Source organism: Ruegeria sp. C2, assembly GCF_056537765.1.
Window position 1 is genome coordinate 34588 of the sequence record NZ_JBQFRZ010000009.1, and the last position, 26963, is coordinate 61550.

Below are 26963 nucleotides of genomic sequence, written 5' to 3' on the forward strand. Positions count from 1 at the left end.
GGGGCGTTGGCGCGCGCATCAGGCAGACCGGTTAAAGTCCTTACAAGCTGTGCCCGTCATCGTCACCGCGCCCCTGCAAGAGCGGGTGCGTTGCGTGGGCGTGAACGTCTGAAAGTTCTTCTGAGATTGCGATGATCCTGGAAGACGCAAGCTGGTGCAGCTCGTCAACAACGGCCTCAGCGCGGTCGTGGCTGTCGGGTAATCCTTGCGCCTGGAAGTGGGCCGCGGCGGTCGAAATGTCGTCGCTGCGCCATCCCATTGTTGTACCCAGGGTGACGTTCTGATGATCGCCAAAGCGGGCAACGAACGCCTCGCCATCGAGGCCGTAGCTGCTGGCCGTGTCGGTGACTTCTTTGCGGATCGCTGCCCACTTGCCGGCCTCTGAATAATCCAAGACATCCATTTCGGCAGTGCCCATTCCCATCATCGTTGAATAGCGGCGGTCCTCGATGATGAAGGCTTGAAGGTCCGGATCGTTGGTGCGCAGGTCCGCAACGTCGCCCTTCAACTCGCCAATTTGAATATCCATAGCGACACGCAGATGAGGGTCGTCAACCTCACGGGCCAGCCCTTCCATCTTGTCGATGGATTGCAGCAATTCTTTGGTCTGAGTCTGGAAGTCCTCATAGGCCCCCTTGCCCAAGGTGTCCTGTATATAGACCTCGTACCGGCGTGCTGCCGGGGCATAATCAGCGGACGACTGGAACGCCTTGTCATCGACAATATCAGCAAGGGCAGACAGATACGGATGGCTCTGTTCGTTGTCCCGAACGTCGCTGATATGGGCAACAACCTGAGCCTTCAGCTCGGGTGCGATTGTTTCCTCAGAACCGCCTAATTCGATGTGTCGCCGCAAGTTGCTCATGACTTCGGGCGACACATAAGACGGGTCTCCTGGCTCGCCGTAATCATCAAAATGATGGGCTTGATCCAGCAGATGTTCCATTCTCGATACCATAGGTTCCTCACTTTCAACGAGTTGGATGGCAAACTCTTCGATCCGGTCTTTGACAGCGTTGGCGCGCTCATCAAACAGATCCGACATTCTTGCGATGGAGAGTGTCATCACATCACCGGCCATGTCGCGGGCCGTAACTTCAACCTCCGGAGTGCTTTCAACAACAGACAGTCCGGCCTGAACCTTCCACGTGTCGGTCTCAACTTCCTGCCGCAAACCGCGCTCAAGGCGGGTCGTTGCGGTCAGCTCAATTCCGTATCCTTCGGCAACCTCAACCTGGATAGAGCGCTGAACGTCGATGTTCATGTCGCTGCTCATACCCATAGCCAACCACTGCCCATGTTCCACGCCTCGGTTATTCACAACGATGTGGACATGGGGGTTGTCAGTGTCGTTGTGGAACACGGTCAGATAGTCCCAGGTATCGCCAAAATCACCGCTCCCAAACAGGCGATCCGCGAAGTCCAAACCGGCCTCATGCGCGGCATCCGGATAGGTGCCTTCGGGAAAAGAAACGATCATGTGACGGGTATAACCATAGTTGGTTTTCCCGTTGAAATCCTCGGCCCAGGTCTCGATCAGATCACTCACCTGATCGGCATCGAGCGGGGTCACACCATTGTCGCGGATGTCCAACACGCCCTCTGCCCTGACGGTCAGGTAATTGATCTGGCGGCGCAGCTCATGCGCTTTTTTCACCCCACCTTTGCGGACGTGTTTCACAACCGCCTCGGGCTTTCCAACCACAGCACCAAGCCGCGCCTTGATGGATGAGGCCCGCGAGATCATGAACTTCATGCGCTTGGCGGTTTGCAGCTGCTGGCTGATCTGCTTGGACCGATCGATACCCTTCTGCGCTTCCCGGAAGGCTAGCTCCAGAAAGTCCCCTGCCGTCAAATTGTGAGCCGCGACGTTCATGCTTCAGATGTCCTCTCATCGTCGCGCAAGATTCGGCGAATGGCGGAGTCTGGCTCTCGGTTTCGGCGGGCCGCGGTGATCAGCGCCTTCAGGTCTTGCCGGTGCTGGATGATCGCACGATGGAGGTTTTCGACATCGCGCCGGTCGTCATCGGTCCAGATCACCGAACCGCGTTTGGCCGATTTTGCGAGCTGATTGAGGTTGGTGTATCCACCCTGAACCTGCCGCAAGTGCGTCTGCCAGAGATCGACAACGGCCGGGTCAGGATCGAGATACCCGATCAGACGATAGATCAGTCGTTGGATGATCTGGTTGCGGCTCTTGGCCCCAAGCGACTGCACGGCCTCCTCCAAACGCACCAACGCATCTGACGGCAATCGAACGGAAAAGACAGTGGTGTCGCCGGGCTTGCTCAATGTATACCTCTGGTTGTTTTTATGACTTGTAACACAACTACCTTATCCTGTCATACTCTCCAAGAGGAAACCGGGGGTGATTTTAGAAATCCGTATTTTCTCAAATTGCCCCCGGAACAGTTTTGCTCTTGGAGGCAATCTCCACGCCGGGAAAAGGGTCCTGCCCCTTTTCCAGCCAGCAGGCGTGGGTGCCGGTGGACCGGCGCAGGGCAATCACGCAAAGCGGGAGCTGCCCGAACAGCGCCCGTCACATACCGGCACGTTCAAGGTCAGTATGGCATTTTCCGCGCGCCTCAGCGCGCTCAATGTCCCGCCGCTTTCGCGGCGGGTGTGGCAGGGTTGTCTGCTGCCGCATTGGGGCAGGTCGGCACCCCTGCCCGGTCTTAGGACCGCGCGCCACCTGTGGCGCATATGTGGTCCGGCCTGCGGCCGGAGCAGAAGAAAGGGCGGCTTGCGCCGCCCTGCCCTCCCGTCATTCGGTGACGGGATCGTCATCGGTGCGCTTCGGGAAGGCCACCATCTCAACGCCAGGGAACATGCTGTGCTTGACCTGGATCGAGGTGATGGTGCCGGTCTCATCGGTATTGACGAAGAGCACCCCGCATCGATCCCAGAATGTCTTGCCTTCTTTTTCACCGGTCTTGACGCTCAGTTTCAGAGTTTGAGTTGCCATTGTTTGATCCTCGCTATGGCGTGTTTCGATGAACAAGGGAAAAGCGGGCATCAAGGGGATGTCAGCAGGGAATTTGATCCGCGCGGAATGCGCCGCAGGCGCAGGGGACATTCCTTGTTGAAGCGCGGCGCCCGGCCCGGGCGCCGCGCGTCTTCCCCGACTGCCCGCTTATGTTCATCCCTTCAGAAACACCGCAGCCGAGGATCTTCTCCGGCAACGTACTTGAAACTGTCAGACCTGGTGAAAGGCAAGGCTTTCTGGGATCGCTGCGCGCGGAACATCTGAACAAAACGATGTCTTTGATGGCGGCAACATCACCTCGATCCGACACAGGCGCGGCGCTCAGTTCTAAGTTGGGGGTTGCCCTTCTGGGTCGGTATGACCGTCGTCGCAAAGGATGAAGAATGACGGACGGTGCAAACCGCCCTATCCAACTGGCGGAGGCCAAAGACCGGACGGTCCGGCCCTGGTCCGTGCTTGTGCGGATCAGGTAAACAGCCGGACTCAATTTGGATTGGCGGGTTCGGTAGGACGCCCCGGTAATCCGCAAGAACTCTCTCAAGCGCTGTCGCGGGGCGAGACCGGCGCACGGGCAGATACAGTGATGAGTACGCCAAGAAAAAGGCCCACCGAAGCGGGCCACGAGTTTAACCAAAGGAAAATCTGGAGGTATTCTTTACAGGCTAACGCTTGCGCGCGCGATCGACAACACCGTCAGCTGTGATCGTGGCAATGCGATCCTCTGTGCGGCGGGTCATTTCCACCCCGTCACCCGTCATATGCGCCTCGGCAAATTCCGTGAACTTGAAGATGCTGCCATCTGCTTCAACATGGGTTTCGTCCTCTGCCGAGCGCCGCTTCACCGATCCGTCATGGCGGATTTCGATGATCGTGTTGTCGGCCATTCGGACCGTCACGGTATGCTCATCTACAGCGACACCCTGCCACCAGGCATCTGCATCGCGGCGCACAACAATGCGGTTTGGGTGCAGCTTGATCTGCACGTCCTGTACCTCGTCCGGATCAGCGGCTTTGACGACCACGATGGCCTCCTGCGCGCTGGGATCACCATGGATCGACGCGCTCCCGTTTTTTGGCGGCCAGAGCTTCGGCTGTGTGCGCGGCTTGCCCTTCTGGTCTGTATGAAACCCGACGAACATCTGCGCGGATTTCCAGACGCGGCGGGCGGCTTTTTCAACCGTAGACGGAGCTGCATCGGTGGACATGGTGGATAGCCTTTAAAGTGGGTTAATTCACGTGCATTTTCGGGGTGAGCGTCACACCCACAGCGCTCAGCACTTTCAGCACCGTGCCAAACTCGGGATTGCCATTTTCGCTAAGTGCGCGGTAGAGGCTTTCCCGAGACAGACCAGATTTGTCGGCCACACTCGACATACCTTTGGCCTTGGCAACATCGCCAAGTGCCGACGCGATCAGCGCCGTGTCGCTGGTTTCAAAAGCCGCTTCAAGATAGGCTTGAATGGCTTCCGGGCTGTCCAGATAGTCAGCCGCTTCAAACTTCGTTGTTTTGACACCCATGTTTTTCACTCCAACTCTCTTGCCATCGCCTTGGCGGTTTTGATGTCGGCTTGCTGGGATGACTTGTCTCCCCCGCACAGCAAAACGATCAAAACGTCACCGCGCGACACATAGTAAACGCGATACCCCTTCCCTTCGGAGATACGCAGTTCACTCACACCTTCACCAACCGGTTTCACATCACCGGGATTGCCCAGGCTCAACCGCGTGATGCGAACCAAGATCCTGGCTCTCGCCCTTTGGTCCTTCAGGCCCTTGAGCCACTTGTCGAACAGGTCCGTCTTACGAATTTCTATCATACCTATATGTAGCCTACAGGCTACAACCTTTCAAGTCAAAACAACCTATACCATTGAACTAAAATCAAAAATCATTGCTGAAAAGCAGGGCGCGTTGCGCCCTGCCCTGCCAGTTTCAGAAGCAATCCGGCACCCATGCATCGATCCGGGCTTTCTGTGCCTCGGTCACGCCCAGTGCCTTTTGATGCTCTGGATCATTGAAGAGCTTGTGCAGCGCCTCGTTCTTGGCACCCTTTTTGGATTTCGCGAAGGCTTTGAACATGTCGGCGTCGATGTGCAGGTCCAGCAGGTCTTTGTAGAGATCATCCAGCTGCCAGCCTTTCAGACGCTTGAAGCAGTTTTCAGCCGAAGGGGTCCAGATCGCGCGCATGTCAGCCTCGATCTCAGCCTCGATCTCCGCCATGAACTCCGGGCGTTGGGTCAGAAACCGCCGGGCCAGAAAACCCGTGATCTCACCATTGCGGGTCTTCTTGCCCAGATCGCGAAACGCTTTGAACGCTTCCACGCTGCCTTGTGCGGCAATCTCGTGGAACTGGTCATAGGCTGCCTGTGCCGCTTCATCCCGTTCTCCGCCAAGACGCGGGTCGAGGATGAACTGGTCATCGATCTCGGGTGTGTTCCGCTCGGCACCACCATAGCCAAACCCAAACAGATTGCTGCTCAGACCGGAGGCCGGGGTGGCAAAGAAAGCAAACAGGCTCAACACATAATCAGGCTTGTCCAGCAGGGCCGTTTGAACCGCTGCCAGCCGGATCGCCACCATGTCGTCGATGAACTTCTGCGAATAAACTGGTTTTGGTTCTTCCTTGATCTCCGGTTCTTTGACCGGGGCCAGAACACCAGCCTCAATGGCAGCCTGAACATGTTCCGCCGCGACATAGGCCGGGGATGTTTTGATCTCGCCATTGTTGGTGACATAGACAAACACGCCGGACAGCTTGCGCTGCGCGTCAGAATAGAACGGCGCCGTATAGTCCTCAAGCGCGGCCAGCTCCTTTTCACCATCCGCGTCCAGAGCCTCACCCTCATAGAGTTCGGCAAGTTCGTCATACCGTTCGGCCTGTCCTTCGGTGAAGTCCCGGCTCACCATGTCCAAACGGTGCATGTCTTTCGTACCCGAGAACCCATAGGGAATGTAGCTTTCCTCATGGGTGTCCACCCAGTCCCAGCCTTCCGCGTCGCGCAGTTTTTCCGCTTCTACCGCCAGTTTCTCGGCAAACAGACGATCCAGTAACGCGCCTTCATTGAATAGGGTTTCATCGGCAAACAGATCAGCGGTGACGGTGCCGCCCGCCTCAACATAAGCCTTCTGCCCGACAAATACGGCCTTGCGGCTAGTGCTGCTAACAGCCTCCGACGTCAGTGCCTGTTTGACATCATGCTCACTGAACCACCGACATTCTTTGGCCCGTTCCAGAACCTCCAGAATTTTCTCTTCTTCGGTGCTGACGGTCATGGCCTTGGCCAGCCCCATGCTGATCTCACCGGCTTTGAGCGCATCCAGAACGGCGGCGGGCAGACTGGCAAGCGCGAGGCGGCGGCGCACATGGGATTCGGTCACGCCAAACGCATTGCTGATCTTGGCAATAGACAGAGATTTCTCGGCCATTTTGCCATAAGCACGGACCTCGTCCACAGGGTCCAGTTCTTCACGGGCGGTGTTCTCCGCATTGGCCCATTGCTCAGCCACGAAGGGATTGTCCGTGACCTTAACGGGAACCTGTGCCAGATCAGCGCGCTCAGTCACGGCGATGTTCAGAGCCCGTAGGCGGCGACCACCGGCAACGATTGCGACTTTGCCATCGGTATCGCGCAACCCGCTGAGGTTCTGGATCAAGCCACACATAACCAAACTGTCGGCCAGAAGTGCAATACCTTCCTCACCAACCTCCTGTCGTGGGTTGATGTCAGACAGGTAGAGATCGGACAGGGATACGGTTTCGATGGTTTCCGGTGCGGTGAATGTTTCGACTTTGCTCATGGGGCAAATCCTTGTTTGAGTGTTTGAGATCGTGTTAAGGGTGCCCTACCCCTTCCGGGGTAGAGCGGAGCCGTTTAGATGGCTGCGTGTTGGATCAGGAAGCGGCGCGCGATGTGGAAATTGTCGCCCTTCCTGATTAGCGCCCACGCTTCTGCGATACGTTGCTGCAAGATTTCATTGCTCATGGTGTTCACCTCCTTTCCGGTTTGGGATTGAGATCAGTATTCGCTGGGGCACATGATGGTCAGAACGCGGCGCGTCACTGACGTGTCAAACGGCCGGTCGGACCCATACGTGTAGTCCGTGTCGTAAAGATCGTGTGTGGATGCTCCCGGTTTCGCAAGGCGATTTCGGACAGATTTTTTGGTTCTCAGATATCGGTATCGGTCGTGTGTCAGGCCTCATGAGATGTGGCTCTGAACTGCCACGGGCCGTTATGGTGTTCGATCACCTCGGGTCCAAATCGATCTTTAGGACTCACTTCGTCCCTGACCTTTAGATGGTTTTCCCTTAGTGGATCAGCCGATCCTGGTTCCCATAATCGTCGTAGATCTCCTCACTCTCCGGAATTGGTCAGCTTGAGTTGACCAGCCCGAATCTTTGCGCGTTATCAGGCATATTCCACCAGTCCTCCGCGATAATCCTGTTTCTTCGTGACCATGGCCCAGAGAATACGTGCCATCTTGTTTGCCAATGCGACGGCTGCGAGCGTTCCTTGTTTGCGTTCGAGTAGTCGCCCGAGCCAGGTGTCTGGCTTGATCCCTTTCCAGCGCGCCCATCGAATGCAGACCGTCGCGCCGGTGATCAGTAATCGCCTGAGATCGGATTGACCCATCTTGCTGACACGGCCCAATCGGGTTTTGCCACCCGTTGAAAGCTGTCTCGGAACCAACCCAAGCCAAGCGGCGAAATCACGACCGCGACGGAAGCTCTCCATCGGCGGTGCAAATGCCATAAATGCCGCTGCGTTGATTGGTCCGATGCCGGGCATTGTTCGCAGGCGTCGCATGTCTTCGTCGCGTTTCGTTGCTTCGGCCATCTGCCGTTCAAGCGTGGCGATGGACTGCGCCAGCTGTTCGATGTGGTGGTAGTACAGCCGCGCCGCCTCCAGAACCAAAACTGGTACGAGTTCCTTCTCACTTTCCAAAGTGTTCTCGAAGTCGAGCAAGGCAGCATTCCCTTTGGCGACAATGACCCCGTGCTCGGCCAGGTGGCCACGCAATGTGATGATGAGCTGTGCCCTCTGACGCGTAAGAGTTTGATGGGTGCGGAACAACACGGCATGGCTCTGCTGCTCTTGGCTTTTGACCTTTACAAACCTCATGCTCGGCTGACGCACCGCCGTGGCGATCGCGGCAGCGTCATTGGCGTCGTTTTTGGCAGACCGTTTGACGAACGGCTTAACGTAGATCGGCGGGATCAGCCTCACGTCGTGACCAAGCTCTGTGGCGAAACGGCCCCAATGGTGGCTGGTCGCGCAAGCTTCCATGGCAACCAGACAAATCGGATGTTCGGTGAGCAGCTGCTCTAACTTGCCACGGGTGAATTTGCGATTGAATACGACAGCGCCTTCTGCCGTGGTCGCGCAGACTTGAAACGAGTGCTTTGCAAGGTCGACGGCCAGAATGCTAATCTCTGACATGGATGCTTCCTTTCCTTTGAACTGACTTCTCACAAAGCCAGTCTGGCACATTGCGATGCCGTTGCGGGAGGGAGCATCCACCCCATCAATCTTCCAGAACAGCTTCTGGTCACGGACTGTCACCGCCCCAAAGGTGTGATCGCCATAGGGGTCATTGCCCTCGTCAAACTGGTCATCCGACGCCACCGCTGCCAAAGCTGCAGTCTGGAACTCCATCCCTTCACCTGACACGCCGGGCGTGACAAATACCTGACCCTGAATTCCCTTAGAATGCATCTCGATTGCCGCAGTCGGATCGATCAGCGCTTTCCGAAATAGGTCATTCTGGGTCGCAATCTCTGCCGCCTGCAGGCTGGTGTCAGTGTCGATGTCTTTTGTCTTTTCAATGTCCAAAACCGTCTCTCCTTTTGTGGTGCGACCTCTGGGGTTGATCCCCTTTGGTGCTGGTTTTGAGCCGAGCCCTGAAAGGGCGTCGTCTCTAAAACCTGCCCCGTGGCGAACGCGGAGAGGGGCGAGACAGGACAAATCGACAAGAGTGGTGCGGCCCGCAGCGCCCCGCGCGAGGACACGGTCTTGTCTATTTGTCTTGTCCGAGGGGGGAGGCCGCGCCTTCCCCCTGACGTCGGGTGGCGTTTGGCTTGTCCAAATCCCGCCTGACCAACAAAAGAAGCCAAAGGATCTTTGATCCTGCGGGAGCGCAAAAGGGATCGTCACCCGAACGGGCAGATCACCTCGGCTTGGACCGACCATGACCCAAAGCCCCTGCCCCGGCTCGCTTGAGACGGTTCAGGGGCTACTGGGACAGGGAGATCATTCTGGGGTGTTCTGGGTGGAAGCCGATACGTCGGCTGAAACCTAGAGCCTGCTCACGAGCCGAAAGGCTCGGGATTTGCCACAGAAACAGACTGCAGCCCGAAGTCACTCACCGACCGGAACATACCCTCGACGGAGCTTTTGCTTTTCGAGATTGTGGAGCGCTTCACTAGCCAGGGCTTCGTCATCATACGTCACCATCATGGCTTGCCCGTTCGTGCCAATACGCCCCCAGGTACGAAGCACTGAAACCTCCCCAAACAACGTCGGCTGCAACTCGATGCCATAGAACCGCGCCATGTTGATCTCAGGGTCCACATGGATCAGGTGCACAGGTGTGGTGTCTGTCAGCTCCATGACGCGATTGTCGATCAATAAAGCTCGTCTGTCCAATGACTTTGCTGGAACAGTCAATTGGCAAGGATTCAGAACCGTGATGAAAACATTCGACAACTCAATCTGTCTGATGCTTGCCTCGTACCCATCCAGGTACAGGAGCTCATATTGGCACCATTCCACATTCCGCTGCTGGAACCGTTGTGACCACTGGCCAGAGTAGGTACGGTTTTCTCATATCTTGCAAAACGAAATAGAAGGATGAAGGCAACGTGGCTGAAATCTTGGAAGGCGGATGTTTTTGCGGTGAGGTTCGATACCAGGTCACTGGCAGCGCAGTAATGCAACTCATGTGTTTTTGCAGTGATTGCCTATCGATGACCGGAACGGACGGTTATGCCGGGTACATGATAAAGTCGGAAGACCTGCAGCTGCTGAAAGGCAAACCACGGACCTTTGAGAAGACCTCAAAGGAAGGTCGACCTGTCATCAAGCATTTTTGTGGCACCTGCGGATCAGGCCTGTGGGGCGTGACAGCCTTCGGATTGACGAGCATTGCGGCTGGGACATTGGATGAGCCAAACAACTTCAAGCCAACGAGCAAGGTTTTTGTGAAAGATGCCCCCAACTGGGCCAGGGTTCCCCACCATTTGGAAGAAATGTAGCGTTTGAAGCTTTGGTATCACCTACATTTCTGTCTTGGAGTTGTTCCTCTTGGTGACCCGAGTTGCTACGATTGTCGTTGAGGCAATAAGCAGGACATCGCGATGCGCAATGCAATCTTTTTACCCCTAATGGCTTTGTTCCTGGGGGTCGTCATGGACGTTAAACCGGCGGCGGCCGCGTCACTCGGAACATATGAGGTTTTTGGCGTCGAAGACGGTGACATGCTAAAAATGCGCAGTGGGCCTGGAACAGGGTTCAATGTGATCGTTGGTCTTCCAAATGGAACCGCACTACGAGTTCACGGCTGTGAGCAGACCGGTGGCACCCGTTGGTGCCGCGTCTCTTTGGAGCGCGCGCGCAAGCTTAAGGGATACGTCTCTTGGGCATATTTGCGGAAAATCTAATACGACAGCGATCAGCACCACCATCTTTTAGCAATCATAGAATACCGGCGGAAACGCCCTGACGAATCCACTAGTTGGGCTCACACCCGTCGTCGAAGCGGCTCGCAACATCCCCGAATTCGCTGGGTTCAGGACGGCCCTAAGGCTTTGACTGGGGAGCGCTTGATCGCCTGCACCGTAACGGATTGATCCTGGACCCGGTTGGAAAGGCAAAATCGGTGGTACTGACCGATGAAGGCCTGCGCCGCTCCGAAAAGCTTTTCACAGAGCTTTTTGGGCGGGAGCCAAAGACATAGCATTCGCCATGACAAGTCCCTCCATGTAACGCAGGTCTGCATACGCGTGTGGGCTGGCTGGCGGTTGCAATCTGCGCTAAATCGCCCCTGTCCGGCAAACAGGGAGAAGCTGAAGATGACAACGGGGAACGATCTTGGTGGGCTCATCGGGTTTATCACCCGTGACGAGATTTGGCATGAGCGGCTCGCTGATGTGTTGGACGAGCATTTTCTGCCAGCGCTCGAGGCCTTCGATCTTGAGTTCGAGGATCTGGGCGACTTGCTGGGCGAGGATTGGCCGATGGTCCTGTGGGGTGGTGGCCTGGAAGATTTGCTGGGCAGGACATTCGGAGCGGACGCCGAAAACGCTGCGGATGCTTATCTGAAAGGGAGCGGTTCCAAGGAGAGTGCGCAGACCCGCGCCTATATCAAAGGATTGCGGGACGCGTCGGTCAGCCTTTATGAGGTGAGCGAGGTAGACCCCGGCAGATCCATGGTCTTGCGCAACATGCTTTCGGACGCAGAGCCGGTTACCGTCCGGGAACACAGCGCGACGCAGATGCTGCAGCGATGGGATCGCATCGCAGCTCGGGTTGTCGCACAGGGGGATTATAACGTGATCTCGGGGGCGCTGCTCCCATTCGACCCCGACACCGTCGCGTTTTTTGAAGACGGGCTCCGCTCCGTGTTGAAATTGAACCCCGACGTTGAACTGAGGCTGACACAGGATCAGCTACACCGTTCCGCACCCCTCTTCACCAATGCCTGGCTCTTCGCACATCTGCCGAACCTACTGGATCCGGAACCACCACAAATCAGCAACAGCGATGGCGACAACCTGCTCTTTCACGACATGCGCTTCCCCCTCGCCAGCAAAGTGACGCAAAGCCAGGTATCTGAAAAGCTAACACAGTCCGCAGAACTCGTGATCTCAGGCCAGAAGGATTGGACCTGGCTTGACCTCGACACCCCGTCCGGCACCAAGCACGGCACCGGCCTCGTGTTGGACAAATCAATGTCAGGGGCCTCCGTGCTTGGGTCCCTAGATCTGAAAGGTCGGACACTCACACTTTCTGTGAGCTCTACAGCGCGCGCTGAACGCGGCGAAGCCCTGGTCCGGGACCTCCTGGGCGACCTGGTGAAATCTCCGCTGACATCAATCCAGACCGCCGAACAGATGATGGCGGATGACAGCACGAGTAACGGAGTGGCAGAAGAAGAGGACATCCCCCGTGCCCTTGCCCGTCAGATGGCCCACGAATATCTCGAACAGCATTACCGCGATACGCTTGACCAGCCGATTCCTGCCCTGGATGGCAAGACCCCGCGCCAGGCCGTTCGCAGCACGGCGGGCAGGAAGAAAGTCATAGACTGGCTGAAGACAATCGAAAACCGCAGCGCGCGCCAGACCGGCTCTCCGGTGGCTGAGTATGATTTCGGCTGGATGTGGGACGAGCTTGGTCTGTCAGACTACCGAAATTGGACCAGCGATGGTTCTTGCAAAAACCGTTCCAAAGCTTCGCCTCCTGAACCCATCGACTAACCCATGTTTTCCCGGCTGCGTCTTGCAGAGATGTGGCAAGGGTTATGCTGTCGCTGCGCGTCCAGATGGTTTGCCTCGTGACAGCTGGGGCACAACAAAATTTCAGTCTCCGTGGACACACCGGTTTCATAATCGAAACAGTACTCTTGTCCACATATTTCCAGCACCTCTCCACTCTTGGCCAGTTCCGAACTTGTCACCTCGCAGTGATCACAAATTCCGTCCAAGAGAGCTGATTGGAGTTCAGAAAGAACCACTGTTTTCTGAAAATTGCACACTCTGTCACTCATAACTGCTTCAGGCTTTCACAAAATGGTGAAGAGAGAAAGCTTGTGAAACAAGAATTCAAGGGAATGTGACATAGCCCAATGGGTTCGAGATTTAGTTTCGCCGATCATTGCCTGTAAGCTGCGCGGCGCGTCGAACTTTCACGTCAGCCGCCATCCCACAACAGACCCGCGCACATCAAAATACAACCTGGGCTAGTCCTCCCAGCGAAACGCGTCGTTGTCCGCCTTCACCCGACCAATAGACGGCAAAGCGAAGTGGTTTCCCAGCACAATACATCCCGTTTCCGAGGCGCTTTCCAACAGTTTCCGACGGGATGTCACGGCCATCTCAGCATCGGAATCAAACATAAAATGCCACTCGGGATGCCAGCACTGGGCGGTTGTATGGATTGCATCACCTGTAATCAGAGCGCGCCGGTCGCCACTGGTGATTTCGACCGAGACATGACCTGGTGTTTGGCCTGGCGTGGGGATCAGAGTGACGGAATACACCCTGTCGCAGTCCTAAGGTTCACAGGAGGCCCGAGACAAAGTAGGTTTCTTGTGCAGAGGTAACGGCAATAGGCGTGGATCAGAATGGCGCGACAGCTCCCACTCGAAGGTAACAAGCCCTTTCTGGTTTACGCCGGCACTGGCACCGACCTGATTTTCAATCATGGAATTGAGCTTCCCGGTTTCGCGTCGTTTCCATTGCTGGAAGAACCTGGCACCAGGGTGATACTGGCCGGTCAAATGCAGGCTCTTGTCGATCTGGCCCGTGAAATGAATGTCGGATGCATCCTTGATGCGCCCACATGGATGGCGAACGCCGACCGGGCAGCGCCCTTGGGGTACGATGCAGAGCGGCTCGCCGAAGTAAACAAAGATGCGGTCAGTCTAATGGAAGACGTGCGCCAAGCTGCCGCTCGCGATGATGTACTGGTGTCGGCCTGCATCGGCCCGCGCCATGATCCTTACGCCGACATCCCGCCGGTACCCGTCGAAGATGCACGTCAATACCACGCCGCTCAAATGCACAGCCTGAAAGACACAAGCCTCGATCTGGTCACCGCTTATACATTCAACCGCCCAAGCGAGGCAGCGGGATGCATCCTCGCCGCCCGGGACGCTGAACTGCCGATCATCATGTCTCTGGTTGTTGAGACAGACGGGTGCCTGGCAGACGGGACCAAACTTGTGGACGGAATTGACCAGATCGACGCAGCAACCGACTCGGCGGCGCTGTTTTTTATGGTCAACTGCGCTCACCCTACCCATTTCGCCGGAGCGCTTGGCAACCACCCCCGGCTGAGAGGCCTTGTGGCGAACGCTTCGAGTTGCTCGCATGCGGAACTTGACGAAGCAGATGAGCTGGACGAAGGCGATCCAGCTGAACTTGGTAAACAGATTGCCGCGATTGCGAGGCAGAATCCGTCGATCCAAGTATTTGGAGGATGCTGCGGTACCGACATGCGCCATCTGAAATCGATGATCAGCGAACTAGCATAGCCAACTTGGTTCAATCTGAGCGATAACGCTGAGATCTAAGGTGATCCCGTAATTTCTTTCCACAACTTGTTAGGAGATCGGCCCATTCCTGCCGTTGACCGAGGGCGCGCATCGCTGCGGTGCGGCCCACCAGACCGGACTTTAGCTGCGACTGCGAAATCCAGCGATCGACAAACTCACGCATCGCGGACCAAGTGTGAATTCGCCGCGCTTGTCGCGATGGCAGCTCGGTGCGCTTCGCTGACGTCAGAACAAGCGTGAAAATGTATCGATTCTCGCCTGGATTGAAATACCTTCAAAGACAACACCAAAGAAGTGAATCTTTGTTCAGACTAACATGTTGGGTCTGCTTCTAGGGGGGGATGCCCAATGACCGAGACCGGCAAAACAGTCCACACGCCAGTGGCGCTTCAATGCCAAGTTCGGTGTGAATTTAGGCGTTCGCACCATCAATGGTCATCGGGTTAGCGCTCCGATTTGACACCAATATATTCCGGCAGATAACGCGGCGGCATTGGCCCCTTGTTCCGCCCGCCCTGTTGAATCTGTTCCCAGCCATGAGACAAGACGCCAACCGAGCGGGAAAGACAGAACAATCCCCGGGAAAGCGGTGCCGGGAACCCCAATTCGCAAAAGATAACAGCCGTGGCCCCATCGATATTCATCGCGATATCGGCACCGCGCTTACGTCCGATTTCCGTCTGTATAGCTTCACCGATATCGGCAAATCGCCCTTCTACAGTGCCTGACATCGCGGCCTCGCGTACCAACGCCATCAATCGCGGTGCGCGGGGATCGACGGGCTTGTGGAAACGGTGGCCAAAACCCGAGACGATCTTGCCATTTTCCTCACACCAGGCGGCGATACCGTCGCGGACGGCAACTTCCTGTTCAGCGCCGTCATCCATCCGTTTGGCGACGTCGAAATAAAGCTCGGCGCATTGTTCACCGGCGCCGCCATGCACGTCACCCAACATGTTGACCCCGGTGGCCATGACGTTGTTGAGCCCCAGCCCACAGGTCGCGGCCATACGCGCTGCGGCTATCGATGGCGCCTGCGGACCATGATCCACGCCCGCCACCAGCGCGCATTCAAAAAGCGCCGCCTGTTCTGGCGTGGGCAAATTGCCGCGCACCATGAGCCAGATCATCTGAGCAAAGCTGACGTTTCCGATCAGGTCCTGGATCGGGTGGCCGCGAAAGGCGATCCGCCCCGGAGCCATGTCGATAATTTCGGTGCGCCACCAGTGGCAAATGGCATCGGCGTCATTGCGTCCTGCGGGGTCCGTCATATCGCGCCATCCTTTGCCAGTTTTTCAATGTCTTCCGGTGAAAGACCTAACTCGCTCCAGATTTGAGAGTTGTGCTGCCCCAATGTGGGCGGTGGTGCATCGACGGTGGGCGCGCTGCCGTCCAATTTGATCCCGGTCGTGGCAACCTGAATGTCGCGTCCGACGCCGGGGACGTTTTCAAACTGGTCGAGGAAACCGCGGTCTGCAACCTGCGGCATTTCCAATACTTCCGGCACTGTCAAAACCGCTCCTGATGGCACACCAATGCTATTGAGTTCCTTGGCCCAGTCGCGCGGTGACCGGGTCTTCAACACGGTCTCCAGCTCAGTTTTCAGAGCCAGCCTATTGCGTTTGCGATCCTCGCGCGTGGCATATTCAGGCCGCTCGCGCAGCGCGGCCAATCCCAGGTGGTCCGTCAGTAGCTCCCATTGCTGGTCTTTGTTTGCGGCAATGTTGATCAACCCGCCCTTCGCTTCAAACGCACCGGAAGGCGCCGAAGTGGGGTTTTCATTGCCATTGGCAGTCGGATTGACGCCGGCGATCAGATAGTTCGACACCACCCAGCCCATTGTCGCCAGCACCGATTCCAGCATCGACACATCAATAAAGGTGCCGCGCGGATTGGCGTTCAGAGCAGATGAAATCGCAAAGGCTGCGGTGATGCCCCCCACAGTGTCTGCCACCGGATATCCAACGCGCAGCGGCGCGCTGTCGCTATCCCCGGTGATCGACATCACACCCGAGGTTCCCTGTATGATCTGGTCATAAGCCGGGCGGCGTATCCACGGGCCCTCTTGGCCAAAGCCGGAGATAGCACAATAGATGAGGGTCGGATTGGCCTCTTTCAGGGTCTGGTAGCCCACGCCGAGGCGCGTCATGACGCCGGGCCGGAAGTTTTCAACCACGACATCTGCAGTTTCGACCAGTTTCAGAAAAATCTCTCGACCCCGTGGGTTCTTGAGGTTGACCGTGACCGATTTCTTGCCCGCGTTCTGGGCGAGAAAGGACACGCCCATGTTGACTTTGTTCAGCTCTGGGTCGGCCCCCAGTTGGCGGGCGAGATCGCCCCGACCGACGGCTTCGACCTTGATAACCTCGCCGCCCAGATGCGCCAGATGATGACAACAGAACGGACCGGCAAGGACATTGGTCAGATCAAGAACACGAATGCCCTTCAAAGGTGTCTGCGACATTATCCGCGCCCCGCGTGTACAACCTTGGCCGCCGTGAAAAACTCGCGGCAATAGCTGCCTTTTTCCGGTGCACCATAAGAGGATCCCTTTCGGCCCGTAAAGGGTGCGTGGAAATCCATGCCGGCGGTGGGCAGATTGACTTGTATCATGCCTGCTTCGGCGTTCTGCGAGAAGTGATCGATTTTGGCGGGATCCCGCGTGACAATTCCTGCGGACAATCCAAATTCGCAGTCGTTGGACGTGGCCAGGGCGGCGTCGTAATCCGGCACGCGTAACACGGCGGCGATGGGCCCAAAGATTTCGTCTCGTGCCACGGCTGCGTCGGGTGACACATCCGTAAACAACGCAGGCGCAAAGTAATGGCCGGTTGTTTTGGATTTGACCTCGCCACCACCTGCGGCAAGCGTTGCACCGTCATCCACAGCCTGAGACACGTATCGTTTGTCGATGGCGAGCTGCGCTTCACTGGCGACCGGACCAATCTGGGTTTCCGGAGCGCGCGCATCACCGATCCGAAGGTCTTTCATTGCCGCGCAAAGACGGTCAACAAATGCGTCGTGAATGCCCTCGGTCACAATCAGGCGGGAAGACGCTGTGCAGCGTTGTCCGGTTGAGAAAAAGCTGCCCTGAACGGCGCAGTGCACCGCCAGATCCAGATCGGCGTCATCCAGCACGATCAAGGGGTTCTTCCCCCCCATCTCCAGCTGCATTTTCGCTCCTCGCGCAAACAGCGCCGCCCCCATATGGCGACCGACGGGTGTGGAACCGGTGAATGTGACCCCGGACACCTTGGGGTGCGTAACGATTGCCTCCCCAACCTCACGGCCTTTTCCCATCACAAGGTTGAACACCCCCTCAGGCACGCCCGCACGGGCAATAATATCGGACAACATCCATGCCGATCCGGGCACCAGTTCGGCAGGTTTGAACACAACCGTATTGCCATAGGCCAGAGCGGGTGCGATTTTCCATGCGGGGATCGCCAGTGGGAAATTCCAGGGCGTGATTACGCCCACAACGCCGATTGGCTCGCGTACAACATTTAGCGACACACCTTCGCGCAGAGATTGGTAGGTGTCGCCGGTCGCACGATACGCCTCAGCCGCGAAATATTTGAACAAATGCCCGGCGCGATGCGCTTCGGCCTTGGCTTCGGGCAAGGTTTTGCCCTCTTCGCGGGCCAGCATATCGCCCAGCTCGTCTACACGGGCGAGGATTTCCGACCCGATCCGGTCGAGCGCTTCGAACCGGACCAGAGGCGATGTCTTGCGCCAATTCGGCAGGGCCGCGGCCGCGGCCTCGATTGCGTCAACCGTTTGATCGGCGCTTGCCCGGGCATACTCGCCGATCGTGTCGTTCAGGTCGGACGGGTTGACATTGGGGGCCGCGTCGCTGCTAGCAACCCATGATCCGGCGATAAAGTTGGCAAAGGGGTTTGCAGTCATAGCGCTTCCTCAAGAACTGGTCGCCACCCGATATCTTCATGCCGGTGGTCCACAGTATTCACGTAAAAATAGGTCGGGCCATGATAGCCCCTGCACACCCGCCCATCGGCCCGTCTGGCAACCGGTTCGGCGGTCCAGCTGACCGCGCCGAACCAGTTCCACAAACGGTTATGAGGCGAGGTCAGATGATCCGGGCAAAGCGGTGCTGTACTATTGGCCGGGTCCGGTTGCGGAGCGTTCAACGCCCCGCTGCCCCCCACCAGCGCATCCCATTCATTGGGGCGCGTCGCCCCCTGAAAAGGGTCACTACAGGGCGTATCCCCCCCCGTAAGCAACCGGCAGCGAAACAGGCGTCCATCAATCGACAGCTCTGTGCCATGGACATACCCCGCATCATCCAGATCCTGCCAGCTGACGCGGCTCATAAGCATCCGGTCGGCGACCATCAATCTTCTTCCACCGTCCTCAAATAGATGCCAGTTCAGGCGCAGGTTCGGGTCTTTGGGACTGTCGGTGAGCGCCCAGTTGTCCCAATTCGGGTCGCGTTCAAATTCCGGTAGGTTCCCGGGTTGCAGGCCCTCGTAAGGGCAAAGCGCTGACAGGTCTGTGATCCAGGGCCGTGTCGCGGGCGCAAGTGTTTTTCCTGCATGGGAAAACCCACCCAGCTGCTCTGTTCCTTTGTAGTCCATCATTGCTCTGTCACCGCCCCGGTCACAGGTTGTGTGCGGAAGCGACGCAGGATCCGGAACAACATTTCTGCAGCCAGAAATTCGGTACGCTCCGACGGATCAAGAGGAGGGGACACCTCAACAATATCCAGTCCACCCAACGGGGCCTCGGCCAGCCCATCCAGCAGATCGTAATACTGACGCGGTGTAATACCGCTATGAACGATTGAGCCGGTGCCGGGGAGGTAGCCAGCGTCCATCGCATCGATGTCGATTGACAGATACAGTTCGTCACATCCCTTCATGGCATGCTCCAACGCCTGACGAATTGCCTCTGCCGTCCCCAATTTATGTACGTCGCCAGCCGAAAACACCCGACCGCCCTGCTCTTCGATCAAGGCGAGTTCACCGCTGTCGACCCAACCGGTGATCCCGACCCAAACCATATTGGACACGTCGACATTGGGCAGTTCGGAAATCCGACGGGCATTGGTTGCGTGGTTATGGCTGCCCCACGCGCCAAGCCGGTCAGAGAAATCCAGATGACCGTCGATCTGGATATACCCAAAACGTGCATTTGGTGCGCGTTTGGCCAACCCACGGGAATAGCCAAGGCAGGCCGGGAAGCTATTATAGTGATCACCGCCCAGTGCCAGAGGGATCGCCCCTCCAACGCTCAGCGCCTCGGTCATTGCGGCAATGGCCTCGGTGGTTGCGTCTACATCCTCAGGGGTGATCACTGCATCCCCGCAATCCACGAGCCAGTCGCTGGCCGTTGCGCTTCTTTGGCCCGTATCTGGATCAAAACTGACCCCCTGCGGTCGCATGGATTGCAATACCGTCGTTGCCTTACGCAGCGCCTCGGGACCAAACCTGGTTCCGAGCCGGCTTGAATGTGTCCAATCGCTGGGCATACCCACCACACCGATTTGGCCCGGACGGACGTCGGCGGCATCGAGCAGAGGCCCATCAAACAGCCGATACCCCGGTTGTGCCAGAGGCGGGAGAAATGTCGTTATCGCTGCAGTCATGTCAGTACTTTTTCCTTGGAAGTTTGGCGGCGCGGAAAATCAATCCCAAAGCCGAGGCGCGCATAGATAAACGCCAGAAGAGCCGTGACCATCAGGCGTTGGCCAACCTTCACGACACCCATTCCGGGACGGTTCGGATTCAGACCGGTCAACATAATGGCGCTGACCTCGTGCCGTCCCAAAAGCTCAAGCCATTGCACCACCGTCGCAAGATCGCAGCCCCCCAAACGGGGCCGATCACAAAGCGCACTGAGCGATGTTTCAAACACCGAGAGATCAAACCGAACAAACAACGGCTTTGATGGATCCCGCCACTCTGAAAACGCGGCACGCTGCGCGGCAGTATCTCTATTTACCGGCGTGGTCGTTCCGTTCGGCAAGGGCGCAATATGAAAATCGCGCGCATCGGCTGGTGTACCGCCAAGCTGCACTGTCTGACAATGAGGGAGCGCGCTCCGCGCCGTCTCGGACATGCGATCTGATCCGCCCAAAAAGATTGCACAGGCGCCATTGTCGCTGATCTGACGCATGGCCGCCTTCAAGGCCGCGTGGATCGCATCTTCGGACCCCGGTGCAATATCTCCGAGATCACAAAGCCGCTCGTGCAGGCCATCGGTACTGATATCCTGACGCGCATCGATATCTACGGGGTGACTGAATTGTGGATTTGCGTGCCAACCGAAATAGACCGAGGTTTCGCGTAATGCACGCGGCGCCAGAGATTGCCCTGCATGAGGTGCGTTTGTATCTTCAAACGGGATGCCCAGTACGGCCAGATCTCCAGACCGGACGTCGCCGATTGCTTTGGTCTGAGAGCGCATGAACGACAGATGCCCTGCCATGCGCGGCAACGGGGCCGAACGTAGAGGCATCAGCCTGCTCCTTTCTCAAGACGAGCTGTGACCGCTTGCAGGATCGCCAGTGCAGCGCGGGTTTCAGCCTTGCCACGGTTGTCCAGTTCCGGGGCAAGCCCAAAAACCGCAGCCGCGATGGTATCGCCCGGGGTGGCGTCAATTTGCGCGATCATTTGTGCTGGTGACATTCCCGTCAGGCGATGCGGGTGCGATACCCATTTGCCCGCAAGCTCTTGTAAATCCACAGACAGGATGACCGGTTGGGTGCGGGGCAAATGGCTCACTGCGCCGCCATTGACCCCAATGATGGGAACATCCGCACCTGTGACCTGTCTTGCGGCGACGTCAAGCGCTTCCAAACCGCTGGAATCGCCGCCTACCAACACCATGCGGGCACCGGTTTCAAGAACCGATTCACATTGCGAGGCAACTGCGAGAAAATGCTTGTCAGGTTCTAGCGGAAAGACGTTCACGTCCCCAAGGTCAATTGCATTCGCGGGTGTTACTGTGGGGCAGGACGCATACCGAAGCTGGCGCGCGAGATAGCGTTGCCCTGCCGATGGCCGGGCGAGATTGTCACAAAAATAGCCTGCAATCGCGACCTGACCGGGCACGAGATCTTCCAGATCGCCAATGGATGCGCCCAGAAAACTGGGGATCGCGTCAAACTGTATTTGCGCCGCTTCACTCATTGTGCAACGCCGCGTTCAGGGTTTCGATCGCCGCCAGTTCCGACATTCCCCTGGTGTCGCGCGCAGGCGCAAGGCCGGTGATCACAATCGCCTGCCATTTACAGGACATGGCACCAATGACGGAAACCAGCGTTTCAGGTTTCATCCCGCCGGGATTTAGGCCGACGCTGCCAGCTGCATGCCCCAGATCAATGACCGATATGTCGATCCACAAGACAGCGCGCTCGGGCGTGTCAGAATAGTCGCCGTGCCCTTCATCCAACTGCCGCGCGGTGCGCCAATCCATCTTGCGCTGGCTGATCAGATCCCAGACACCAGCAGGTTGATCGCCGTTCAATCCCACCCAGATCGTGTTGGCTGTTCGCGTCGCGATATCACGCCGGGCCAACGGCATGGCCGCGACAACTGGCAGATCAGGCAAGGCCCCCAGCACACCCGAGGCGACATCAGACGCGCCACCCAAGACAACGGGTACAACACCGTGATCCACCATTTGCGTCACAAGTTGTTCCAACGCGGCAGGCCAATCCCCTGACAGGTCCAGATTGCCAAGATCCCGACCATCTACAGGCAGTCCGATCCCAAGTTGGGCAGTCATTTTGCGCAGCGCATCGGGTGCCAGAGAGGTGCCGGATCGGGGCCCGGTGTTAACTTCGCTCGGAACGCCCATAACCCCAACACAATCAGCCTTACATTGCGAATGAATGCCAAAAGGAAGGTCCGCATAACCAGCTGTTATCATTTGTTTCCGCGCGCTATTCATTGCCAGACGCCTTCGTTATTTGCGATTTCCAATTGCGCTCAAACCGGCTATAAAAAGCGACGGATTTGCGTCGAAAGGTCTGCCTATGCCCGACAAGCCCCGATCCCCTGACGCCAATGGTGGTGTCGAAGCGGTAGAGCGCGCATTGCGTGTGCTGGACATCTTTGAGCCGGGCGATGCAGGCCTCTCTTTGAAGGAGGTTGCGGACCGCAGCGGGGTCAACAAGGCGACAATTCTGCGTCTGAGCGTGTCGCTTGAAAAGTTTGGTCATATTACGCGAGACGCCGAGGGTCTGTTTCACCTCGGGCCGTCTTTGTGGCGTCTTGGATCCGTGTTTCGCCAAAACCTGCGGATGGGGCCAATTGTGCGACCGGTGCTTGCGAATTTGGTGAATGCGACCGGCGAAAGTGCGTCGTTTTATGTGCAACGCGGCAACTCTGGCGTGTGCCTCTACCGGGTCAATTCGCCAAGGCTTGCGCGGGATCACGTTCAGGAGGGCGAGATCATTCCGCTGAGCATGGGCTCTTCGGGTCAGGTGCTGGATGCTTATTCCATCCGGCAGGGAAAACAGGCGGCCAGCATCCGAAAGGCCGGGTATTATCTCAGCCTTGGTGAACGCGATCCTGACGTCGCCGGACTGTCGGTTCCTGTTCTTGGGTTCGAAGATGAATTGCTGGGCGCGATCAGCTTGTCCGGCCTGCGCGTCCGCTTCAATGACACAGCCGTCGAAAAGTATCGCGCGGCGGTCCTTGATGCCGCCCGCCAGATTCGGGTGGAGTTTGGCGAAAAATAAGACCCGCATCATTGTGCCTTGTCTTTCCGACGCCCGATCATCTGCACACCGATAAGCGCCGTGATGGACACGACAATCAGACAGGTCGAGATCGCCGCGATTGTCGGATCAAGCTGATCACGCAGTGAATTGAACATGCGCCGGGTGATTGTGGCGTTTTCCCCGCCCGAGACCAGCATCGAGATCACAACCTCGTCCAGCGACGTGATAAATGCCAGAAAAGCCCCTGTCTGGATCGAGAATTTCACCTGCGGTACGGTGATTGTCCACAATGCGTATGCACGGGACGCCCCTAAGCTGCGCGCTGCAAGCTCCTGATCGAAATCATAATTCTGCAATCCCGACATCACCGTCACGATCACGAATGGCAGCGCCAGCGCAGTATGGGCGATCACGATCCCGGTCAGTGTGTAATTGAGCCCCAGCTTGGCATAGAGGCTGAACACTCCAACAGCGATCAGGATCACTGGCACGACAATCGGCATGATCACAAGGATTTGAGCCGCGCTCCTGATACGAGGCGCAGAGCAATGCAGACCATAGGCACAAAGTGAGCCCAGGGGCGTCGCGATTGCCGTGGTCAGCGCCGCCGCGATCAGCGAGGTCTTTGTTGCGCTCATCCATTCCGGCGACGTGACATAGGCCACGTACCAGCGAAACGAGAGCGATGTCGGCGGGAATTCCAGATAGGATGCCCCCGAAAACGACATCGGGATAACGATCAGCGTGGGCAGGATGAGAAAGAACAGCACAGCAATGCCGACCACTGTCAGCCACAGGCCGTCGATTTTACGTTGTCCGACTTGTTCCATTTTCAGATCCTCAGCGCATAAACAGTTTGTCGAGCCCGAAGACACGGTTCATCAGCCAGATCATCGCCAGCGCCAGCAACAGCAGGACCACGCCCAGGGCTGATGCGGCCCCCCAGTTCGAATAGACTGTGATGGTGCTTTCGATACGCTGCGCCAGCATCTGAACCCGGCCACCGCCCAGCAAAGCCGGTGTGACAAAGAACCCAAGCGACAGGATGAAAACCAGCACGATGCCGGCAAAAAGGCCCGGCAGGGACATTGGGAAAAATACCCGCCAAAAGGCCCCGCGCGGGCTGGAACCAAGGCCCACGGCGGCTCGGACCAGGTCGCCGTCAATATTGCGCATAGTGGCGTAGAGCGGCAGAACCAAAAAAGGCAGCATGATATGCACCATGCCAATGATGGAGCCGGTCAGATTGTGCGCCAGTTGCAGCGGTTCTTCGATAATGCCAAGTGACATCAGCGACGAATTGATGATCCCATTGCGCTGCAAAAGCACCAGCCACGCATAGGTCCGCACCAGAACCGAGGTCCAGAAGGGGACCAGCACAAACACCATCAGAATGGCCGCTGTTTTGTTCGGCATCTTTGTCAGCCAGTAGCACAGCGGGTAGCCGAGAAGGACGCAAATCACCGTCACGGCAATGCTGATCTGAAACGTGACGACAAAGGTTCGCCGATAGAGAGCACTACTAAAGATGCGCGTGTAATTTTCCGTGCTCAGTTCGCCTGCCGCATTGAAAAACGACAGCGAAGACAGCCAGAAAATCGGCAGGAAGACGACGATCAAGATCGTCAAAACCGCAGGCATCGAAAGCCCAAGAAACGTCAGTTTTTCGCGGCGTTCTTCGGATTTGAGCGTGCTGGCATTCTGAAGAGTCCCAGCACCTTCATACGTCTCGGCGATACTCATGCCACATGTTCCGGTACGATGATCGTATCTTCGGGATGCAGGGCAAGGCCGATTTGCTCTCCCTTCGACGGCAACCCGGTTTGGCCCGCGCGATTGGCAGGCACACGCACATTGATCTGACCAGCGCTGTCGTGCTGAACGATCACTAGAACGCTGTCGCCCTGATAAATGATGTCATGCACTTGGCCGGACAGGTCATTGGCGGCGTCTGGCACCGCGCCTGCTGTGACTTCCAGCAACTCGGGCCGGATGATCAGACGATGGCCTCCGCTGCCCAGCGCAATAGGCGTATTGGATTTCAGAACGCGCTCGCCAAGCTGCGCCGTGTCATTCGCTACACTAACCGGCAGGGAAATGGATTCCCCGATAAAATCCGCCACAAAGAAACTATGCGGCTGGCGATAGAGCCGCTCAGGCGTCGCGATCTGTTCGATCCGCCCATGATTGACCACTGCAATCCGGTCCGACATCGTCAGGGCTTCGCGCTGGTCATGGGTCACGTAAACGACAGTTGCATCCAGCTTTTCATGCAGCGCCTTCAATTCGATTTGCATATGTTCGCGCAACTTCTTGTCGAGCGCTGACAACGGCTCATCCATCAGAATGATCTGCGGCTCAAAAACCATGGCGCGGGCAAGGGCCACGCGCTGTCTTTGTCCCCCGGATAATTGCGTGATGCGCCGGTCGCCATAACCGCCCAGCTGCACGGTCTCCAGCGCGCGCTCGGCGCGGGCCTTCTGATCGCTTTTGGACACCCCGCGAATTTTCAACGGATAAGCCACGTTTTCTGCGACCGTCATGAACGGAAACAACGCATAGCTTTGGAACACCATGCCAAGGCCGCGCTTGTGGGGCGGCGTTGCAATCATTTCCTGTTCGCCAAACCGGATCGACCCGCCATCAGGACGCACAAATCCGGCCAGCGCCATCAAAAGCGTCGTCTTGCCGGAGCCTGATGGCCCCAGCAATGTCAGGAACTCGCCCGCGGCGATGTTCAAAGACACGTCATTCAGCGCTTTGACCGATCCGTAGGCCTTGCACAGGTTGGATATATCGATGGGAAGGGAGTGGGCTGCAGGTGACATGGGGGCTCCTAACCTGACAAAAATGGGCGCAGCACAAGATGTGCCGCGCCCAGATATTTTTTACTGTTGGATCAGCGTGTCAAACTCTTCGGTCAACTCGCCCAGCTGGCCGATGTAAAAGTTCGGATCGACCAGAAGCTGCTTGCCATAGTTGTCGGGATGTGTGTTGACCTTCACTGCCATCTCATCCGAGATTATCCCGGTGCCGAAGGCACCCGAATTCACCGGACCCAACGGCATGGTCACCGCCAGCCTCGCCTGTGCTTCGGCGCTCAGCAATTCGTTGATAAGGCGCATCGCGTTGTCTTTATTCGGAGCCCCCTTGGGAACCAACAAGCAGTCCACGTCCATCGTGCCGCCATCAAAGGCATAGGCCACATCAATGCCCGACGCGATCACGCTTTCTACGCGGTTATGGCCCATATGGATCACGTCCACTTCGCCGTCACGCAGCAACTGCGCCGATTGCGACCCGCCGCGATACCAAACGGTAACTTCGGGGGCAATCTCACCCAGCTTGTCCCATGCGCGCGCCTTGCCCTCATTCGTGGCCAACGTGTCATAGATCTCGGCCATCGGCACACCATCCGCCATGAGCGCGGCTTCGAGGTTATAGTTCACCTTGCCGTGCATACCGCGCTTGCCGGGGAAGTTTTCCAGATCCCAGAACTCTGCCCAATTGGACGGGCCATTGTCGCCAAATGCATCCTTGCGATAGGCAATCACCTTGGTGAAGTTGATGAAGCCGATGTAATTGTCATGGATCAGCTCTTTCGGAATGCCTGTGGTGTCAACAATCGAATAGTCGATCGGCTCAAGGCTGCCTTCCCGGCTCAGGGTTTCACACGAAGGCAAATCCTGTTCTGTAACGTCCCATGCAACGGCACCCGCCGTGATCTGCGCGCGCACGTCCTGAATGCCGTTTGTCGTATCTTCCTTGACAGTGATATTCAGCGCACCAGCGGCAGGTTCCAGCATGGCTGAGCGCAAGGCATCCTGAAACGAGCCTCCCCAGGACGCAAACACGACCTCTCCCTCGGCAAAGGCAGGCGAAGCAATGGCCAGGCCACCTGCCACTAGCGCCGTGGTGAGCTTCAGTTTTTGGTTATCTTTCATCATGTCAGGCTCCTCCCGAACTGTTGGTTGGTTTGTGGCTTCGCGACATGCGCGGCTCCACATAA

28 protein-coding genes and 2 pseudogenes are annotated in these 26963 nt (G+C 57.2%); 6 read left to right on the forward strand and 24 right to left on the reverse strand.

The window, feature by feature from the left end; genetic code table 11:
- Window positions 1-40 precede the first annotated feature (40 nt).
- From ACR0IV_RS18945 to ACR0IV_RS18995, 11 genes and pseudogenes are all read right to left on the reverse strand, one after another.
- The gene (locus tag ACR0IV_RS18945; RefSeq protein ID WP_170417779.1) at window positions 41-1876 is read right to left on the reverse strand and encodes a relaxase/mobilization nuclease domain-containing protein; all 1836 of its coding nucleotides are present in this window, start codon (window positions 1874-1876) and stop codon (window positions 41-43) included.
- Window positions 1873-2292, reverse strand: coding sequence for a hypothetical protein (locus ACR0IV_RS18950; RefSeq protein WP_170417782.1), 420 nt, complete (start codon window positions 2290-2292; stop codon window positions 1873-1875). Before ACR0IV_RS18950 ends, ACR0IV_RS18945 begins: the two co-directional genes overlap by 4 nt.
- 472 nt (window positions 2293-2764) lie before the next feature.
- On the reverse strand, window positions 2765-2965 hold the full coding sequence (locus ACR0IV_RS18955) for a hypothetical protein (RefSeq protein WP_170417785.1): 201 nt from the start codon (window positions 2963-2965) through the stop codon (window positions 2765-2767).
- Between the two features lie 683 nt (window positions 2966-3648).
- Window positions 3649-4191: a hypothetical protein gene (locus ACR0IV_RS18960; protein WP_170417788.1), complete on the reverse strand. Its 543-nt coding sequence runs from the start codon at window positions 4189-4191 to the stop codon at window positions 3649-3651.
- Between the two features lie 22 nt (window positions 4192-4213).
- Window positions 4214-4504 (reverse strand): addiction module antidote protein, encoded by a 291-nt coding sequence (locus ACR0IV_RS18965; RefSeq protein WP_152460667.1) that lies wholly within the window; start codon window positions 4502-4504, stop codon window positions 4214-4216.
- A 5-nt stretch (window positions 4505-4509) separates the two neighbouring features.
- On the reverse strand, window positions 4510-4803 hold the full coding sequence (locus ACR0IV_RS18970) for a type II toxin-antitoxin system RelE/ParE family toxin (protein WP_170417791.1): 294 nt from the start codon (window positions 4801-4803) through the stop codon (window positions 4510-4512).
- Between the two features lie 115 nt (window positions 4804-4918).
- Complete coding sequence (locus ACR0IV_RS18975) at window positions 4919-6784, reverse strand: ParB/RepB/Spo0J family partition protein (protein ID WP_170417794.1); 1866 nt, start codon at window positions 6782-6784, stop codon at window positions 4919-4921.
- 218 nt (window positions 6785-7002) lie between these two features.
- On the reverse strand, window positions 7003-7182 hold the full coding sequence (locus ACR0IV_RS18980) for a DUF3768 domain-containing protein (RefSeq protein ID WP_480734423.1): 180 nt from the start codon (window positions 7180-7182) through the stop codon (window positions 7003-7005).
- Window positions 7183-7394: 212 nt separating this feature from the next.
- Complete coding sequence (locus ACR0IV_RS18985) at window positions 7395-8426, reverse strand: IS110 family RNA-guided transposase (RefSeq protein WP_480659717.1); 1032 nt, start codon at window positions 8424-8426, stop codon at window positions 7395-7397.
- 84 nt (window positions 8427-8510) lie between these two features.
- Window positions 8511-9176 (reverse strand): annotated as a pseudogene (locus ACR0IV_RS18990) (DUF3768 domain-containing protein); the annotation flags it as partial.
- Window positions 9177-9344: 168 nt separating this feature from the next.
- Window positions 9345-9632 carry a WGR domain-containing protein gene (locus ACR0IV_RS18995; RefSeq protein WP_237215935.1) on the reverse strand — a complete coding sequence of 96 codons (288 nt, stop codon included), beginning with the start codon at window positions 9630-9632 and terminating at the stop codon, window positions 9345-9347.
- A gap of 215 nt (window positions 9633-9847) precedes the next feature.
- Between ACR0IV_RS18995 and ACR0IV_RS19000 the strand changes: the two genes are divergently transcribed.
- The 4 genes and pseudogenes from ACR0IV_RS19000 (at window position 9848) to ACR0IV_RS19015 (ending at window position 12463) form a co-directional block, all read left to right on the forward strand.
- Window positions 9848-10240 (forward strand): GFA family protein, encoded by a 393-nt coding sequence (locus ACR0IV_RS19000; protein ID WP_152460663.1) that lies wholly within the window; start codon window positions 9848-9850, stop codon window positions 10238-10240.
- Between the two features lie 102 nt (window positions 10241-10342).
- A complete protein-coding gene (locus ACR0IV_RS19005) occupies window positions 10343-10645 on the forward strand; it encodes an SH3 domain-containing protein (protein ID WP_152460662.1) in 303 nt (100 codons plus the stop codon).
- Between the two features lie 155 nt (window positions 10646-10800).
- A pseudogene (locus tag ACR0IV_RS19010) lies at window positions 10801-10941 on the forward strand (DUF6429 family protein); the annotation flags it as partial.
- Between the two features lie 115 nt (window positions 10942-11056).
- Window positions 11057-12463 carry a DUF7986 domain-containing protein gene (locus ACR0IV_RS19015; RefSeq protein ID WP_174819503.1) on the forward strand — a complete coding sequence of 469 codons (1407 nt, stop codon included), beginning with the start codon at window positions 11057-11059 and terminating at the stop codon, window positions 12461-12463.
- Window positions 12464-12945: 482 nt separating this feature from the next.
- Here the strand turns inward: ACR0IV_RS19015 and ACR0IV_RS19020 are convergent, their stop codons facing one another.
- The gene (locus ACR0IV_RS19020; RefSeq protein WP_170417797.1) at window positions 12946-13245 is read right to left on the reverse strand and encodes an MBL fold metallo-hydrolase; all 300 of its coding nucleotides are present in this window, start codon (window positions 13243-13245) and stop codon (window positions 12946-12948) included.
- Between the two features lie 84 nt (window positions 13246-13329).
- On the opposite strand from ACR0IV_RS19020, the gene ACR0IV_RS19025 reads away from it, so the two are divergent.
- Window positions 13330-14241: a homocysteine S-methyltransferase family protein gene (locus ACR0IV_RS19025; protein ID WP_170417800.1), complete on the forward strand. Its 912-nt coding sequence runs from the start codon at window positions 13330-13332 to the stop codon at window positions 14239-14241.
- 464 nt (window positions 14242-14705) lie between these two features.
- On the opposite strand, the gene ACR0IV_RS19030 is transcribed toward ACR0IV_RS19025, so the two are convergent.
- From ACR0IV_RS19030 to ACR0IV_RS19065, 8 genes are read right to left on the reverse strand one after another with little or no spacing between them, the layout of a single operon-like run.
- Window positions 14706-15533, reverse strand: coding sequence for a citryl-CoA lyase (locus ACR0IV_RS19030; RefSeq protein WP_170417803.1), 828 nt, complete (start codon window positions 15531-15533; stop codon window positions 14706-14708).
- Window positions 15530-16726 (reverse strand): CaiB/BaiF CoA transferase family protein, encoded by a 1197-nt coding sequence (locus ACR0IV_RS19035; protein WP_170417806.1) that lies wholly within the window; start codon window positions 16724-16726, stop codon window positions 15530-15532. Before ACR0IV_RS19035 ends, ACR0IV_RS19030 begins: the two co-directional genes overlap by 4 nt.
- Window positions 16726-18171 (reverse strand): aldehyde dehydrogenase family protein, encoded by a 1446-nt coding sequence (locus tag ACR0IV_RS19040; RefSeq protein ID WP_170417809.1) that lies wholly within the window; start codon window positions 18169-18171, stop codon window positions 16726-16728. Before ACR0IV_RS19040 ends, ACR0IV_RS19035 begins: the two co-directional genes overlap by 1 nt.
- Complete coding sequence (locus ACR0IV_RS19045; protein ID WP_170417812.1) at window positions 18168-18863, reverse strand: hypothetical protein; 696 nt, start codon at window positions 18861-18863, stop codon at window positions 18168-18170. Before ACR0IV_RS19045 ends, ACR0IV_RS19040 begins: the two co-directional genes overlap by 4 nt.
- Window positions 18860-19870: an agmatinase family protein gene (locus ACR0IV_RS19050; protein WP_170417815.1), complete on the reverse strand. Its 1011-nt coding sequence runs from the start codon at window positions 19868-19870 to the stop codon at window positions 18860-18862. The genes ACR0IV_RS19045 and ACR0IV_RS19050 overlap by 4 nt, the downstream gene beginning before the upstream one ends.
- Window positions 19867-20742, reverse strand: a complete 876-nt coding sequence (locus ACR0IV_RS19055) for an arginase family protein (RefSeq protein ID WP_170417818.1) — start codon at window positions 20740-20742, stop codon at window positions 19867-19869. Before ACR0IV_RS19055 ends, ACR0IV_RS19050 begins: the two co-directional genes overlap by 4 nt.
- Complete coding sequence (locus tag ACR0IV_RS19060) at window positions 20742-21416, reverse strand: hypothetical protein (RefSeq protein ID WP_170417821.1); 675 nt, start codon at window positions 21414-21416, stop codon at window positions 20742-20744. The genes ACR0IV_RS19055 and ACR0IV_RS19060 overlap by 1 nt, the downstream gene beginning before the upstream one ends.
- On the reverse strand, window positions 21409-22179 hold the full coding sequence (locus ACR0IV_RS19065; protein WP_170608326.1) for an arginase family protein: 771 nt from the start codon (window positions 22177-22179) through the stop codon (window positions 21409-21411). Before ACR0IV_RS19065 ends, ACR0IV_RS19060 begins: the two co-directional genes overlap by 8 nt.
- Before the next feature lie 85 nt (window positions 22180-22264).
- Between ACR0IV_RS19065 and ACR0IV_RS19070 the strand changes: the two genes are divergently transcribed.
- Complete coding sequence (locus ACR0IV_RS19070) at window positions 22265-22972, forward strand: IclR family transcriptional regulator (RefSeq protein WP_170417827.1); 708 nt, start codon at window positions 22265-22267, stop codon at window positions 22970-22972.
- An 8-nt stretch (window positions 22973-22980) separates the two neighbouring features.
- Here ACR0IV_RS19070 and ACR0IV_RS19075 read toward each other — a convergent pair whose 3' ends face one another.
- Genes ACR0IV_RS19075 through ACR0IV_RS19090 form a run of 4 tightly spaced genes read right to left on the reverse strand, consistent with a single transcriptional unit; the run spans window position 22981 to window position 26901 of the window.
- Entirely contained in the window at window positions 22981-23784 is an 804-nt protein-coding gene (locus ACR0IV_RS19075) for an ABC transporter permease (RefSeq protein WP_170417829.1), read from the reverse strand.
- A 10-nt stretch (window positions 23785-23794) separates the two neighbouring features.
- The gene (locus ACR0IV_RS19080; protein ID WP_170417832.1) at window positions 23795-24697 is read right to left on the reverse strand and encodes an ABC transporter permease; all 903 of its coding nucleotides are present in this window, start codon (window positions 24695-24697) and stop codon (window positions 23795-23797) included.
- A complete protein-coding gene (locus tag ACR0IV_RS19085) occupies window positions 24694-25782 on the reverse strand; it encodes an ABC transporter ATP-binding protein (RefSeq protein WP_170417835.1) in 1089 nt (362 codons plus the stop codon). The genes ACR0IV_RS19080 and ACR0IV_RS19085 overlap by 4 nt, the downstream gene beginning before the upstream one ends.
- Window positions 25783-25842: 60 nt before the next feature.
- Window positions 25843-26901, reverse strand: coding sequence for an ABC transporter substrate-binding protein (locus ACR0IV_RS19090; protein WP_170417838.1), 1059 nt, complete (start codon window positions 26899-26901; stop codon window positions 25843-25845).
- Between the last annotated feature and the right edge of the window lie 62 nt (window positions 26902-26963).

Coding starts and splice junctions, on each gene's coding strand:
- ACR0IV_RS19050 (WP_170417815.1), bottom strand. CDS start 19,870: ATGACTGCAGCGATAACGACATTTCTCCCGCCTCTGGCACAACCGGGG.
- ACR0IV_RS19025 (WP_170417800.1), top strand. CDS start 13,330: ATGGCGCGACAGCTCCCACTCGAAGGTAACAAGCCCTTTCTGGTTTAC.
- ACR0IV_RS19040 (WP_170417809.1), bottom strand. CDS start 18,171: ATGACTGCAAACCCCTTTGCCAACTTTATCGCCGGATCATGGGTTGCT.
- ACR0IV_RS18975 (WP_170417794.1), bottom strand. CDS start 6,784: ATGAGCAAAGTCGAAACATTCACCGCACCGGAAACCATCGAAACCGTA.
- ACR0IV_RS18960 (WP_170417788.1), bottom strand. CDS start 4,191: ATGTCCACCGATGCAGCTCCGTCTACGGTTGAAAAAGCCGCCCGCCGC.
- ACR0IV_RS19030 (WP_170417803.1), bottom strand. CDS start 15,533: ATGACGGACCCCGCAGGACGCAATGACGCCGATGCCATTTGCCACTGG.
- ACR0IV_RS19035 (WP_170417806.1), bottom strand. CDS start 16,726: ATGTCGCAGACACCTTTGAAGGGCATTCGTGTTCTTGATCTGACCAAT.
- ACR0IV_RS18955 (WP_170417785.1), bottom strand. CDS start 2,965: ATGGCAACTCAAACTCTGAAACTGAGCGTCAAGACCGGTGAAAAAGAA.
- ACR0IV_RS19070 (WP_170417827.1), top strand. CDS start 22,265: ATGCCCGACAAGCCCCGATCCCCTGACGCCAATGGTGGTGTCGAAGCG.
- ACR0IV_RS19085 (WP_170417835.1), bottom strand. CDS start 25,782: ATGTCACCTGCAGCCCACTCCCTTCCCATCGATATATCCAACCTGTGC.
- ACR0IV_RS19055 (WP_170417818.1), bottom strand. CDS start 20,742: ATGCCTCTACGTTCGGCCCCGTTGCCGCGCATGGCAGGGCATCTGTCG.
- ACR0IV_RS19005 (WP_152460662.1), top strand. CDS start 10,343: ATGCGCAATGCAATCTTTTTACCCCTAATGGCTTTGTTCCTGGGGGTC.
- ACR0IV_RS19045 (WP_170417812.1), bottom strand. CDS start 18,863: ATGATGGACTACAAAGGAACAGAGCAGCTGGGTGGGTTTTCCCATGCA.
- ACR0IV_RS19080 (WP_170417832.1), bottom strand. CDS start 24,697: ATGAGTATCGCCGAGACGTATGAAGGTGCTGGGACTCTTCAGAATGCC.
- ACR0IV_RS19060 (WP_170417821.1), bottom strand. CDS start 21,416: ATGAGTGAAGCGGCGCAAATACAGTTTGACGCGATCCCCAGTTTTCTG.
- ACR0IV_RS19065 (WP_170608326.1), bottom strand. CDS start 22,179: ATGAATAGCGCGCGGAAACAAATGATAACAGCTGGTTATGCGGACCTT.
- ACR0IV_RS19075 (WP_170417829.1), bottom strand. CDS start 23,784: ATGGAACAAGTCGGACAACGTAAAATCGACGGCCTGTGGCTGACAGTG.
- ACR0IV_RS19015 (WP_174819503.1), top strand. CDS start 11,057: ATGACAACGGGGAACGATCTTGGTGGGCTCATCGGGTTTATCACCCGT.
- ACR0IV_RS19090 (WP_170417838.1), bottom strand. CDS start 26,901: ATGATGAAAGATAACCAAAAACTGAAGCTCACCACGGCGCTAGTGGCA.
- ACR0IV_RS18970 (WP_170417791.1), bottom strand. CDS start 4,803: ATGATAGAAATTCGTAAGACGGACCTGTTCGACAAGTGGCTCAAGGGC.
- ACR0IV_RS18945 (WP_170417779.1), bottom strand. CDS start 1,876: ATGAACGTCGCGGCTCACAATTTGACGGCAGGGGACTTTCTGGAGCTA.
- ACR0IV_RS18985 (WP_480659717.1), bottom strand. CDS start 8,426: ATGTCAGAGATTAGCATTCTGGCCGTCGACCTTGCAAAGCACTCGTTT.
- ACR0IV_RS18965 (WP_152460667.1), bottom strand. CDS start 4,504: ATGGGTGTCAAAACAACGAAGTTTGAAGCGGCTGACTATCTGGACAGC.